Source organism: Paenibacillus sp. FSL R7-0179 (genome assembly GCF_038002265.1).
Classification (GTDB): Bacteria; Bacillota; Bacilli; order Paenibacillales; family Paenibacillaceae; genus Paenibacillus_AQ.
Window position 1 is genome coordinate 3,284,587 of the sequence record NZ_JBBOCC010000002.1, and the last position, 12,608, is coordinate 3,297,194.

A 12,608-nucleotide genomic window follows, 5' to 3' on the forward strand; every position below is an offset into this window, starting at 1 on the left:
TCAACTACCTAAGCCCGCTGTTCCTCCAGCCACAGAATAGCCGTTACCCCGCGCGGGTAGTATTTGCTGCCGGTGATTTCGCCGGAGATAATCTGGTCGCTCCAGCTCCAGATCGAGAGCTGCGGATGCGTAAGCCAGGCGGTATGGGCCTGATCTGCTGCGCGCCCCTTCTCATCCCATTCCAGGCCGAGTATTTCTCTGGCGATGAACTGGGAGAGATAGATTTTGCTCAGCCAGCTGTTATTGCTGGTGGAGGAGATTTTCCAGCCGCCGTCCCCGAACAGGCAGACTCCCTCTACAAGCACAGCCTTCAGATGCGTGTCCAGTGCCTCGAGATATTCGCCGAACCGTCCTCCGCGCTCCAAGGCTTCTTTGCAGCCGGTGAAGTAAGGGAATACCAGGCCTTCGATGGCCGGGATAATCTTCGAATCATTGCCTTCGCCGATGACCGCCGGAATATATCCGCCTTCGGTCACACTCGCCACAATCGTAGCCGCACAAAGTTCCGCTTGCCGGCCGGCAGTCTGGGACAGCTCCGTATTGCCGTTGTCGCGGAAAATCCGCTCCATAGCCAGATAAGCAGCCCAGCATTTTCCCGCCAGATATATATTGTTGCGTGCCTGGCCCAGGGAGACATCCAGACTGTCATAGGTCGTAATCTCTGCACCGCCCATCGTCCGTGAGCTGTCGAGCGCCATCACACCATTGCGCTTCGCCGGGTCCGGATGATCCCGGTTCAGCATGCTCTGCAGGCAGCTCTCCAGTACCGTCAGATTGCGCTCCATCCAGCTGCGGTCGCCCGTGTGCTCCACATAGGTTGCCGCAGTGAGAATCCAGTTGACCAATTGCTCGTGGGTCATATGCGAGAAGCAGCCATCAATGCCGTACAGCTCATATGAGGAATATCCCGGACGCGACACAGCGTTGGCTACTCCCATATCATGCGTGAAGCTGAGTCCGCCCGGATACTCGGCCTGGTCTCCCGGGAAGCGGACGGTGTCGACATAACTGAACCGGTCTACGAACATATCGAGCTCATTGCGGACGGTCCACGGGTTCATCTTCAGCTCGAAGAACAACTGGTCTACCGTAAGATCGAACGTGTTCATCATCCGGTATTCGCCTTCATTGACGACCCAGAACGGCTGGCCTTTGTAATCCAAGAGCTCGGTAGAGCCGTAATAGCTGCGGATGGCGTGAGCAAGCATGAAGGTCTGGTCGTCACTTAAGGCTGTTCCCTCCAGCATTCCGTTCGCTTGTTCAGCCTGCTGCTTCAGCGTGTCGAACCGGGATAACGCATATTCCGCAACAGCTTCCACATTGCTGTAATAGCGGTTATAGTAATAGCTCGCATCCATTCCTGATGTCACATAACCGGAGCGGTGGAAGCAGACCGCGAACTGGTACACCTTGTGTTCACCGGCGGGCACATCCATAATAAGCGCGCCAACCTGCCCCAGCCCGAAGGTCCAGTTCTCCTCCAGCTCCGCTGCAAGAATATCCTCCATCGTAAAATGCATTGCCGCCTTAACACTTCCCTGCTTCGCGGCAATCGCCAGGAACCGGCCCTGGCCTACACCCGTCAGATCCTCCTTGCCGCCATCGAATCTTCTCAGGGCGCTATACGGGTCATTCCCCTGGAAGCCGAAGAACGCACGGCGCGAAGAGCTGCCCGCAGTATTATCGACTTCAAGCTCGACCAGCACGGCTGGCAGCAGTACTTCCTTCAGCTCTGCATCGGATGCCGTCTCCGGGTCAGGAACAGGCCGGACGGGGGACAGAATCCGGAAGGTCAGATCGCCCGCCTGCCAGCTGTCGGTGGTTAGCCGGAATTCGCGAGTAATCTCCTCTTCCCCGAAGTGAAAGAGAATTTGCGGCTTATCCGGGCTAGGATCCGGGTTCTCGATGTCGTAGCGCTTGCTCTCATCGTCGCTGCCCTGCTCATGGAAGGGCAACGTGTCATAACCGCGGCCGTCCTTGCGCGCAAGGCCGACATATATGTTCTGTCTCGGCGGTCTGCCGAGTTCGAGGTCAAAGCCGCCGGATGCTCCTTGAAATCCGAGGGTGAAGCTTGAGAATGATCCTATCGGTGAATGATGGGCATTGAAGAATTTGTTCGTTGGCATACAGTAAATACACTCCCTCCAGCTGTGTCCCGGCAGTGCCGGGCTCTAGCTCTATGTTAGCGCTACCCTCCCTTCAGGCAACAGGCGCAAAGCCGCCAATTATTTGGACAAATCAATCGGACGCAGCAGCCTATGCTATAATAGATCCATCTTTTAACAAAGAAGAGGTTGAACATGAACGTATTAGATCCCGGCACACAGCATTCCATGGACGGACGCATGTCCCCCGATGTTCAAGCCGCCTTCCATCTCTTCGCCGCCCACTGGCGCAAGGTGAACAGAGAGTGGCAATATCCGGCACACACTCACCCGATGTTCGAGATCAACATCGTTCTGCAGGGCTCGCAGCACATGGCCGTAGGCGGACAATCTTACATCCAGAAGAGCGGCGACATTCTGTTCATCCGCCCCGGTGTGCAGCACTCCAGTCTGGGCGCAGCCATAGGGGATGAGATGTCTTATTACTGCCTGCACTTCGACATTGACGATCTGGTTCTGCGCCGCTCCTTAATGACGATGGATACTGTCAGTCTGAGCGGAGACACCCCGGAGCTGAAGGCGATCCGCGCTTCCCTGGATGACATCATCCGCTCGACCATTCTTCCGGAGGCCAGCGATGCCCAGCGGGGCCGGCTGGTGATGCTGAACGCGTCACTCCAGTTCTTCACCGCCCTTACCGGCTGGGTGCTGGCTGCCCTGCCTTCCCCTGCCCGGAGCACCCTGCCGGGAGTGACGGAGAAGACCGTCGCCCTGGCGAATGCCATTGAAGGGCTGCTGCAGGAATCCGTCTTCACAGCTGCGGCATCAGGCAGCAGAGCCGGAAGCATCGAGGAGATCGCAGCCAGGCTCGGCTATAGCCCGAGCCACTGTAACCGCGCCTTCCGGCAGATCTACGGGCTGCCGCCCAGGCAGTATCTCTCCGATCTCATTATCCGCCATGCCAAGCTCCTGCTGCTGGATAATGGCCTGTCTGTAGAGAGCATCGCCTACCGGCTGGGCTACCGCGATGTGTCCCATTTCAGCAAGCAGTTCAAACGCTGGACCGGCCTGCCCCCTAAGGGCTACCGCCAGCTTACGGAGGAGCCGGGCATGACGGACGATGGGGCGCCCCTCCCCCCATAACCGCATTCAATTCCGCTTTCACCCTATCCCGGATTATCCAGACTGAAGAGAAGACGCATATCGGCTGCGTATACCTTGGACCCCTGGGAGTAATCGGTTTTCATCAGACGGCCTGTCCGCAGCTGCTGCTCATTGTGAACGGTGAAGGGTATGTGCGCGGAGAGGAAGCTGAATTTACAGCTGTGTGTGCAGGGCATGCCGTCTTTTGGGAGCAAGGGGAATGGCATGAGACCCGGACGGAGTCAGGATTGACTGCGATTCTTATTGAAGGTGATTCACTGAACCCTGACGCTTACATGACTCTCTAACTTGCATTGAAGAGGACTGAGATTCAGCTGGAAGATAACCGTCAGAGTGAATGGAGTTCAATCGTGAAGCGCGTTATAGCTTGCTGTTCCAAGTAGGCATTGAGTGATAGTTGCATAATGTACACGTAAAAACAGCAAAAAAGAAAGCTTACCTCTTGTAGCTGTAATTTGTACAACTAAATCTGCCCCAAAGAGCGGAAACCAGTGAAAACAGGAATTTTAATTGTACGAAATACAACTAAGGTGAGAAGAAGGAGTAAAACAGACGTTTTAGTTGTACAAAATACATTTAAACCTTCCGCCGATGAGCAGGGACAGTAGTCGGGGCGCTGCAAACCCACCGCAAGCGATTTTTCACTAATTTAATTCTGATGCTGTACTAGCTTCAAGCTGCTATGCAGACAGATTTCTGGTGAAATATCTATTATCCTATTTGTAAAAGTTGGTGACCGTATGATCTATCTCATTAAATTCGTATACAGCTTTGTCCTGCCGCCCGGGATATTCGTTCTGCTGCTGCTGGCCATGGTGGTCTGGCTGTGGAAAAATAGCCGCCGGCCTGCAATCGTGCTGCTGGCGGTCACGCTCCTGCTCTATCTGTCGATGACCTCTGCCGTCAGCGACACACTGATCGGGAGCCTGGAGCGGAAGTATCCTCAGCCTGCCGCCGCAGAGGGGGATGTGATCGTTATTCTCGGCGGCGGAGCCACCTCCGGCACCCCGGATCTGGACGGGCTGGGCAATATGTCCGGTCCGGCGGCGAACCGGCTGCTGGCGGCTGCGAGGCTGTACCGTGAGACCGGGCTGCCAATCATTTTCTCCGGGGGACAGGTATTCGCCGACAGCGGCAATGAAGCGGATATCGCCCGGCGGCAGCTCATCGGCCTCGGTATTCCCGCAGAGGACATCCTGCCGGAGAACCGCTCGCTCAATACAGAGCAGAATGCGGTCAACACAGCGAAGCTCATGCAGGAGCATGGATTAAGCCGTCCCGTTCTGGTGACCTCCGGCTTCCATATGCCGCGCAGCATGGTCCAGTTCGAGCATGCCGGACTTACGCCGCAGGCTTTTCCAGTAGACTTCCAGGCGAGCCGTCCGATGTCACTCTATGTAAGCAAATTCACTCCGTCCGCCGGAGCCGTCTCCACAACCGGGCTGGCGCTGAAGGAGTATCTGGGGCTAATAGCTGCGAAGCTGCTGCCTTGACCCCTGCAGCTGGCTGCATACGGCCGCATACTTATCAAAGAAAGCGGGGGATTTAACCAATGAACCACTACGATGAAGAGAAATTAACCGGCGGAAATGTAAATGAGATCATCCGCAAGGCAGACACTGTCCGCCGTCCCACCGGGAGCTGGAGCACGAGTATTCATGCACTGCTTCAGCATTTGGAGCAGCAGAATTTCGCTGGAGCCCCCCGGTTCCTGGGCGTAGATGAAGCAGAGCGCGAGATTCTATCCTTTCTTCCCGGCGAGGTTCCGGGCAACGCTTATCCTGAGCTGGAGCCGTACATGTGGTCCGAAGAGGCCCTTACGGGGCTGGCGCGCCTGTTACGCAGCTATCATGATGCAACGGAGGGTTTTGTAGCGAATAGTATACATACGGAGTGGCAGCTCCCCTATGCCGATCCTGCGGCACATGAAGTGATCTGCCATAATGACGCGGCGCTGTACAACGTGGTGTTTGAGCATCGTGTGCCTGTGGCGCTGATTGATTTTGACATGGCCGGTCCGGGCCCGCGCCTATGGGATATTGCCTATACCCTCTACACCTCGGTTCCGCTCGCCCGTTTTGCTCCTGACTATCTGACAGGCTCCACGGTACCTTACCAGGCAGACCTGCATGCGGCAGACCGGCAGCGGCGGATTGAGCTGTTTTTTGAAGCCTATGGACTCGCGGTCCCGGAAGATCTGCATGACTGGCTGACCCGGAGGCTCACGGCTATGTGCCATACGCTGAAGAAGGAGGCCGAGGCGGGCAACCCTGCATTTGTCAAAATGGTAGAGGAAGGCCATCTGGCCCACTATGAGCGCGAGCTGCAATTCATCGCTGACCATTATAGCGAATGGACTACTGCAGCTCTTTGAAAAAGAAAAAAGCAGCAATTCTCACTCATTACTGAGAGAGTTGCTGCTTTTATTTTTGCCGGTCAAGAGTGAGTTTCGCATCCCGCTTAATCTACTCTTTAACCAGCTCCGTAAAAACCGCAGACACCGCTTCGCCCAGCAGCTTCGGCTCAAGCTCCATCTGAACGCCGATCCGGCCTCCGCTGACTGCAATGACCTCAAGCTCCGCCGCACTGCTGTGAATGAACGTAGGATAGAGCTTCTTCATGCCGACAGGGGAACAGCCCCCGCGCACGTATCCCGTATGCTTCAGCAGCTCCTTCAGCGGCAACAGCTCAATCTTCTTGACTCCGGCGGCTCTGGCCGCGGCCTTCAGATCCAGCTCTTCAGCAACCGGAATCACATAGACGTACGGCTGCGGCCCGCTGTGTGCGACCAGTGTCTTGAATACTACTTCAGGAGGCAGGCCAATCTTCTCAGCAACCGCTGTTCCGTGAATGAGCCCGTCCTCATTGTCGTAGCTATGAATGGTGTAGCTTATCTTCCTTGCATCCAGTATGCGCATGGCATTCGTTTTGTTCATCTGCCGCTCCCCTTAATCCCGGGGGTAATTGATTTGCATAATGTCCATGAACGGCACCTTAATAATCTCTTCGTTATTTCTGACATGCACTCTGCCGGTACGCGAATCCATCTCTACAATCACCCCGCGCACCTCTTCTTCCTTCCCCCAGACGGTCAGCAGAATCTCAGAATCCTCCTGCTTCGCCTCTACCAGCTGGTTGCCCAGCTCCTCAAGCACGAATTCGTCGCGGGTTGGACGTTTTGCCACTTTTGCCTTCGCCACACTTTGCCTCCAGTAAGCCATTACAGAATATAGGATCATGCCCGGTGTAAATGCTCCTGTCTATTATACCATGAGAGGAAGCCTGATTTTACACAAATCACGATTATTATTCATGATTCAAAAGCGCCGCCCCCGCGATGCCGGGATGGGTCATTTCATACGGGTCCAGAATCAGGTTCAGCTCCTCTTCGCTCAGCACATTGTACTTCAGACACAAGGCCCGCACCGATTCTCCGGTCAGAATAGCTTCCCTGGCAATCCGCGAGACGACCTCATATCCCAGATGCGGGTTCACTGCGGTAATGATGCCGACGCTTCGCTCCACCTCACGCGCAAGCTTCTCCTTATTGGCTTCGATCCCTGCCAGACAATAGTCGGTGAACACCCGGAAGGAATTGTTCATGATGCTAATCGATTGAATCAGATTGAACACCATCACCGGCTCCATCACGTTCAGCTCCAGTTGACCGGCCTGAGCGGCGAGGCAGATCGTATGATCATTGCCAATCACCTGAAAAGCCACCTGGTTAATCACCTCGGCCATCACCGGATTCACCTTGCCGGGCATGATGGACGATCCCGGCTGGCGGGCCGGCAGCGTAATTTCATTGAACCCGGAACGCGGGCCGGAGGCCATCAGGCGCAGATCATTGGCGATTTTGGACATATTCATCATGCAGACCTTCAGGGACGCCGAGACTTCGGTATAGGCATCCGTATTCTGCGTAGCATCCACCAGATGCTCCGCGCTGACCAGCGGCAGACCGCTGATCTCAGCCAGCAGCTCAACGACCCGCTTGATGTACCGGGGATCGGCGTTCAGTCCGGTACCTACGGCGGTCGCGCCCATGTTCACCTCATAGAGATGGCCCCGCGTATGCTCGATCCGCTGAATATCACGCTCCAGCACCCGGCTGTACGCCTCGAATTCCTGTCCCAGACGGATCGGCACCGCATCCTGCAAGTGGGTCCGCCCCATTTTTATCACAGAATCGAATTCAGCCGCCTTCTGCAAAAACACCCCGTGCATCGTCCGCATCGTGATCAGCAGCTGCTCCAGCAGCGATAGCGTGGCAATATGAATCGCCGTCGGAAACGCATCGTTCGTTGATTGCGCCATATTCACATGAGTGTTCGGACTAAGCTGCAGGTAATCCCCCTTGGCCTTGCCCAGCAGCTCCAGCGCACGGTTCGCAATCACTTCATTGGCATTCATATTCAGCGAGGTGCCCGCGCCGCCTTGAATCGGATCGACGATGAACTGCTCATCCCAGTTCCCCGCGATCACCTCGTCTGCCGCTTGCACGATGACCTCACCAAGGCCCTTATAGAGGCGGCCGATTTCCATGTTGGCGAGCGCAGCGGATTTTTTGACAATCCCCATCGCCTTGATTAATTCATGATGTACACGGTAGCCGGTAATCGGGAAATTCTCCACCGCCCGGAGGGTCTGTATCCCGTAATAGGCCTGATGCTCCACCTGCTTGCTGCCCAAAAAATCCTTCTCCAGCCGATATTCTGTCTCTGTCATCCTGCTCTCCCCCATGTCTTCAGTAGTAGATCCTCAGCTGCAAATAAGTCAACTTATTCTTTCCTTGCAGCCCTAAAGATATTACCTTCATTGCTGCTCCATGCTCAGGCCCTATGCGGGTAGCGCAAAGAACCCGGCAGCCATTACTGACCCCCGGGCTCTCTGTCATTGTAGCTTAAAATTTGAGATAGTTCCAATCTGAAAAAATCTTGATATCCCTGGGAGCGAAATCTCCCTTTTAGACCTTATAATGTTCAAATGATACCGGTTTGCCGTTAATCTGCGAAAGTATTCCCAAATGCTTATTGTCTAGGCTGAGCTGCAGGTGTTCATTCCCGCTCCAGGCCGTATACACTGCCGAGAGGCTCTCTCCCTCCGTAAATTCTGGTGCCCGCTTCATAGCGGCTGCGGCGAATTCCTCAAGCCCGTATATCCCCAGCTCTGCCGCCTGATCAGTGCTAAGCGCTTCAATCACGACACCTCCAGGCATGTTCCGGCATGTTACCTCCAGATAGGATGGCCGCTCCAGCAGTTCATAGTCCTGTGATACATAGACGGCAAAATACACATTGCCCGCATAGCCAAACAGCGCCTTGGGCTGCCTGATCCATTTCCCTAACGGAAGCACCCCGACAATGGCTGTATCCTCTCCTTCGGGCACAGGGAACAGTGACAGGATCGTGTTCCGGTGATACAGCACCTCCATATAAGGACTCTGATGCCGGGGATCGCCCGGCTGGTAGCCCTGACCCGGATGGAAAAAGTAAAGCCGGTTCACACCCGCCGCCGCAGGGAGCGGCAGTGAGAAGGCCCAGCGCAGCTGCTCATTGTCGAATTCCTCCACCCGCTCCCACATCCCCCCTGCCGCGTAATCCTTGCAGATATAGGCGTAAGAATGCAGCGCCGGCTGGCGCTCCGGGGAACCGTCAGCCACCTTCTCAGTCTTCCTGCAGACCTCTACCGGTAACTGGCGGTTCAGGGCAGCCGAGCGCACATTCTCCGGTGCTTCATAATAGAGGAAGCCTGCATATTCGGTACGGGGCATCTCCGCAGGAAGCGCGAAATCACCGAACTGCACATAGTCGTGAAGCACATTGCCGTCAGCCGGTACATCATGCGGCCAGCCCCGGGAATGCGCGCCAGCCCACGCCCCTTGCAGATACCACTGGCTCCGCTCGGTCCACAGGAAGTCCAGCATCTCGCCAAGTCTCTCTCTGACGCCGCTGTCCTCTTCAAGCTCCCAGGCACAGGTGAACGCCTGCACCCAGTGCCAGAACCACGGCAGGCTGCCATACTCCGGCATGCCCTTCGCTCGGATATGCGCAAGCGTAATTTCCAGGCTGTGCCGCCCGTCTTCCCGCAGCTCCTCATCCTCAAACAGCTGGCCGAAGACCAGCTTCGCCGCCGTATATTTCGCTTCATGGTGGCCAAAGGTCAGTACCGGCTTACGGAAGAAGCCGCTGCGGTAGATATGTCCAATTGCCGTATGGAACGCTACGCGCAGTCCCGCGCTGAACCGGGCCGAATATTGCTTGCAGAACCAGACCATCAGGCTGCCCATGATCTCCACCGGCAGCTCATGCGGTGCAGCTTCCTGAGGCGCGGGACTTAGGCCCAGCGGCCAATGTCCATACAAGGGTGTTCCCGGCATCCGGTTCTGAAGTCTAACCGTCTCTAAAAGTACAGCTTCGGCCTTCCGCTTGGCATCCTCCCGGCTGAACGGCAGCTCCAGGTTATCCTCCACCGCAGCGGCAAATAAGTAGGAAGCATAATAGAAGTTGTTGCGTACATCATCATGGAACCAGAGCCCGCTGAACAGCAGCGGAAGGCGCTCCGCCTCCACGGCGACCGAATACATGATCTCCCGCTGGCGTATTTTATAAGAAGTCTCTTGCTGATGCTTAGGCTGGTCTGTCATATTGTTCACCCTCCAATCCAATCTCTCCAGCTCTATTGTGCACGCTTTCAGTTCAGATGGCAATCATTTCGCGGAATAAATGCACTAAAATAAACGTACTAAAAAAGATTACGCTTGATAAATGAACGTAAATGAATTAAATTGTACCTATACGAACGAAAATATGTTTTCTAAGGAGACTGAATATTCGATGGAAAGACGTTTTGCATCACATCCGAATGAAGTGAAGCAGTTTGACACTGAGCGCCTGCGCAAGGAGTTCCATATCCCGGTGATCTTTGCACCAGACGAGCTGAAGCTTGTGCTGACGCATGAAGACCGCATGATCGTTGGCGGAGCGAATCCGGTGAACGGCGAGGTGGTTCTGACTACGGACCTCAAGGAGCTTGGCGTAACTTACTTCCTGGAACGCCGTGAGCTGGGAATCATCAATGTCGGCGGCCCGGGTTCGGTGGTTGTGGACGGGACTGAATATGAGGTTGATTTCAAGGAATGCCTGTATGTGGGCCAAGGCTCGAAGGATGTTATTTTCAAGAGCGCGGACAGTACTAAGCCGGCAAAATTCTATCTGAATTCCGCTCCGGCGCATCAGTCCTACCCGACTACGAAGACTACGCTGGCTGAATCCGAATCCGGGGCTATGGGCGGTCTGGAAAATTCCAACGAACGGACAATTCATCGCTTCATCCACACGAACGGCGTGCAGAGCGCACAGCTTGTAATGGGGATGACTCAGCTGAAGCCGGGCAGCATGTGGAACACCATGCCATCGCACACACATCCGCGCCGGATGGAAGCCTACTTCTATTTCGATCTGCCGGACGATTCCATCGTCTTCCACCTGATGGGCGAACCGACCGAGACCCGCCATATTGTCATGCACAATGAACAGGCTGTCATCTCGCCAAGCTGGTCCATTCACAGCGGTGTGGGCACACATAACTATACCTTCATCTGGAGCATGGCCGGTGACAACAAGCGTTACGATGATATGGACCCCGTAGGGATGAAAGAATTACAATAGAAGCAAATCAACTACGGAAAGATGAGGCAGGCGGATGAACCCGATACGGCGGCACGAGATGATTATGGAAGTTATGCTGAACCAGAAGGATGTAACCGTGAACGAATTGAGCGACAAGCTCCAGGTCACCGGCAAAACGATCCGCGAGGACTTAAGCAAGCTGGAGGAACAAGGACTGATTATGCGTGTCCATGGCGGCGCCGTGCTGGCCCAGAGCGATCAGTTCGGCATTCTGCCCCTGCGCAATCCGCTGGATAAATACGCTGAGGAGAAGACGGAGATTGCCCGGCGTGCGCTGGCGCATATCGCTCCGGATGACATCATAGCCCTGGACGGCGGAAGCACAACGCTTGAGATTGCCCGGCGGCTGGACAATATCCCCCTTACGGTCATTACCAATGATGTCTACATCATCAGTGAGCTGGTTCCCAGAGACAACATCCGGCTGGTCGTTCCCGGCGGTTATCGTGTCCGCAATATGCTGGCCGGTCCCGAAGCGGTGTCCTATGTACAAAAGCTTAATATTCAAAAAGCCTTTCTCTCGGCCACAGCCGTTCATATTGAACATGGCCTGTCCATCTATACCGGCGATCTCATAGATTTCAAACAGGCGTTAGTCTCCACGGCCCGTCAGGTGTTCGCCGCATGCGATCATCACAAATTCGGTCAGACCGCGCTGCGCACCTTCGCTTCCCTGCAGGAGGTCGATGTGCTGCTGACGGACAGCGGGCTCGCCCCGGAGACCGCCGAGCTGTTCCGCACGGCCGGTGTCAACATTGAATGCGGATAATTGTACAATTCAAATCGCTCAAAGGAGAGAATAATCATATGTCATCTTTATTCAGCTTGGCAGGCAAAACAGCAATCGTAACAGGCGCAGCGCAAGGTCTTGGACAAGGCATTGCCATCGCCTTCGCAGAAGCCGGTGCAGACGTAGTCTCCGTATCTCTTAATTCCAGTGACGAGACTGTAGCAGCCTGTGAAGCTTTTGGCGTCAAAGCACTGAGCATCTCCGCTGACCTCAGCGATCATTCCAAGCTTCAAGGCATGTTCGACGAAGCCGTTGCCTTCACCGGCAAAGTGGATATCCTCGTCAACTGTGCAGGCATGATCCGCCGCACTCCGGCCAAGGACCATAGCGAGAAGGACTGGTTCGATGTCATTAACCTCAACCAGAACACCGTCTTCCTGCTGTCGCAGATTGTCGGACGTCACTTCCTGGAACGGGGAAGCGGCAAAATCATCAACATCGCCTCCATGCTCTCCTATCAGGGCGGCATCAACGTGCCGGGCTACACAGCTAGTAAGCATGCTGTAGCCGGTCTGACCAAAGCCTTCGCCAATGAATGGGCAGGCTCGGGCCTTAATATCAACGCGATTGCTCCAGGCTACATGGCTACTGAGAACACCGCTCCAATCCGTGCGGACCAGAGCCGCTCCGACTCCATCCTTGACCGTATTCCAGCGGGACGCTGGGGAACTGCCGAAGATGTGAAGGGCCCTGCCGTATTCCTGGCCTCCGCCGCTTCCGACTATCTGAACGGCCACATTCTGAATGTGGATGGCGGCTGGTTGGCTAGATAAGGAACGACAAGTGGAAACGGGTGCCGTCCTTACAGAGACGGCCCCCGTACAAAGAACCCCCGGTTGCTTCTCAGGAAGCATG

The 12,608-nt window shown here is 55.2% G+C and carries 12 protein-coding genes; 7 read left to right on the plus strand and 5 right to left on the minus strand.

Annotated elements, in window-relative coordinates:
* Window positions 1-8: 8 nt before the first annotated feature.
* Window positions 9-2,126, minus strand: coding sequence for a glycoside hydrolase family 52 protein (locus MKX63_RS30645; RefSeq protein ID WP_341022532.1), 2,118 nt, complete (start codon window positions 2,124-2,126; stop codon window positions 9-11).
* Between the two features lie 174 nt (window positions 2,127-2,300).
* Between MKX63_RS30645 and MKX63_RS30650 the strand changes: the two genes are divergently transcribed.
* From MKX63_RS30650 to MKX63_RS30665, 4 genes are all read left to right on the plus strand, one after another.
* A complete protein-coding gene (locus MKX63_RS30650; RefSeq protein WP_341022535.1) occupies window positions 2,301-3,248 on the plus strand; it encodes an AraC family transcriptional regulator in 948 nt (315 codons plus the stop codon).
* Between the two features lie 134 nt (window positions 3,249-3,382).
* Window positions 3,383-3,556 carry a hypothetical protein gene (locus tag MKX63_RS30655; protein WP_341022536.1) on the plus strand — a complete coding sequence of 58 codons (174 nt, stop codon included), beginning with the start codon at window positions 3,383-3,385 and terminating at the stop codon, window positions 3,554-3,556.
* 453 nt (window positions 3,557-4,009) lie between these two features.
* Window positions 4,010-4,762, plus strand: coding sequence for a YdcF family protein (locus MKX63_RS30660; protein WP_341022539.1), 753 nt, complete (start codon window positions 4,010-4,012; stop codon window positions 4,760-4,762).
* A gap of 59 nt (window positions 4,763-4,821) precedes the next feature.
* On the plus strand, window positions 4,822-5,643 hold the full coding sequence (locus MKX63_RS30665; protein ID WP_341022541.1) for an aminoglycoside phosphotransferase family protein: 822 nt from the start codon (window positions 4,822-4,824) through the stop codon (window positions 5,641-5,643).
* Between the two features lie 91 nt (window positions 5,644-5,734).
* On the opposite strand, the gene ybaK is transcribed toward MKX63_RS30665, so the two are convergent.
* The 4 genes from ybaK to MKX63_RS30685 form a co-directional block, all read right to left on the minus strand.
* On the minus strand, window positions 5,735-6,205 hold the full coding sequence (gene ybaK / locus MKX63_RS30670) for a Cys-tRNA(Pro) deacylase (RefSeq protein ID WP_341022543.1): 471 nt from the start codon (window positions 6,203-6,205) through the stop codon (window positions 5,735-5,737).
* A 12-nt stretch (window positions 6,206-6,217) separates the two neighbouring features.
* Entirely contained in the window at window positions 6,218-6,490 is a 273-nt protein-coding gene (locus tag MKX63_RS30675) for a YolD-like family protein (protein ID WP_268748447.1), read from the minus strand.
* Between the two features lie 85 nt (window positions 6,491-6,575).
* On the minus strand, window positions 6,576-8,000 hold the full coding sequence (aspA, locus tag MKX63_RS30680; RefSeq protein ID WP_339310098.1) for an aspartate ammonia-lyase: 1,425 nt from the start codon (window positions 7,998-8,000) through the stop codon (window positions 6,576-6,578).
* Window positions 8,001-8,238: 238 nt separating this feature from the next.
* Entirely contained in the window at window positions 8,239-9,918 is a 1,680-nt protein-coding gene (locus tag MKX63_RS30685) for a hypothetical protein (RefSeq protein WP_341022546.1), read from the minus strand.
* 190 nt (window positions 9,919-10,108) lie between these two features.
* Here MKX63_RS30685 and kduI point away from each other — a divergent pair, with 190 nt between their 5' ends.
* Genes kduI through kduD form a run of 3 tightly spaced genes read left to right on the plus strand, consistent with a single transcriptional unit; the run spans window position 10,109 to window position 12,526 of the window.
* Complete coding sequence (gene kduI / locus MKX63_RS30690; protein ID WP_341022548.1) at window positions 10,109-10,942, plus strand: 5-dehydro-4-deoxy-D-glucuronate isomerase; 834 nt, start codon at window positions 10,109-10,111, stop codon at window positions 10,940-10,942.
* A gap of 34 nt (window positions 10,943-10,976) precedes the next feature.
* On the plus strand, window positions 10,977-11,732 hold the full coding sequence (locus tag MKX63_RS30695) for a DeoR/GlpR family DNA-binding transcription regulator (RefSeq protein WP_341022550.1): 756 nt from the start codon (window positions 10,977-10,979) through the stop codon (window positions 11,730-11,732).
* Window positions 11,733-11,770: 38 nt separating this feature from the next.
* Complete coding sequence (gene kduD, locus MKX63_RS30700; RefSeq protein WP_341022554.1) at window positions 11,771-12,526, plus strand: 2-dehydro-3-deoxy-D-gluconate 5-dehydrogenase KduD; 756 nt, start codon at window positions 11,771-11,773, stop codon at window positions 12,524-12,526.
* Window positions 12,527-12,608: the final 82 nt, after the last annotated feature.

What these genes read in the sequence shown, in the direction of transcription:
- kduI (WP_341022548.1), top strand. Translation starts at nt 10,109, where the DNA reads ATGGAAAGACGTTTTGCATCACATCCGAATGAAGTGAAGCAGTTTGAC.
- MKX63_RS30685 (WP_341022546.1), bottom strand. Translation starts at nt 9,918, where the DNA reads ATGACAGACCAGCCTAAGCATCAGCAAGAGACTTCTTATAAAATACGC.
- MKX63_RS30665 (WP_341022541.1), top strand. Translation starts at nt 4,822, where the DNA reads ATGAACCACTACGATGAAGAGAAATTAACCGGCGGAAATGTAAATGAG.
- MKX63_RS30660 (WP_341022539.1), top strand. Translation starts at nt 4,010, where the DNA reads ATGATCTATCTCATTAAATTCGTATACAGCTTTGTCCTGCCGCCCGGG.
- ybaK (WP_341022543.1), bottom strand. Translation starts at nt 6,205, where the DNA reads ATGAACAAAACGAATGCCATGCGCATACTGGATGCAAGGAAGATAAGC.
- MKX63_RS30645 (WP_341022532.1), bottom strand. Translation starts at nt 2,126, where the DNA reads ATGCCAACGAACAAATTCTTCAATGCCCATCATTCACCGATAGGATCA.
- MKX63_RS30695 (WP_341022550.1), top strand. Translation starts at nt 10,977, where the DNA reads ATGAACCCGATACGGCGGCACGAGATGATTATGGAAGTTATGCTGAAC.
- aspA (WP_339310098.1), bottom strand. Translation starts at nt 8,000, where the DNA reads ATGACAGAGACAGAATATCGGCTGGAGAAGGATTTTTTGGGCAGCAAG.
- kduD (WP_341022554.1), top strand. Translation starts at nt 11,771, where the DNA reads ATGTCATCTTTATTCAGCTTGGCAGGCAAAACAGCAATCGTAACAGGC.
- MKX63_RS30650 (WP_341022535.1), top strand. Translation starts at nt 2,301, where the DNA reads ATGAACGTATTAGATCCCGGCACACAGCATTCCATGGACGGACGCATG.
- MKX63_RS30675 (WP_268748447.1), bottom strand. Translation starts at nt 6,490, where the DNA reads ATGGCTTACTGGAGGCAAAGTGTGGCGAAGGCAAAAGTGGCAAAACGT.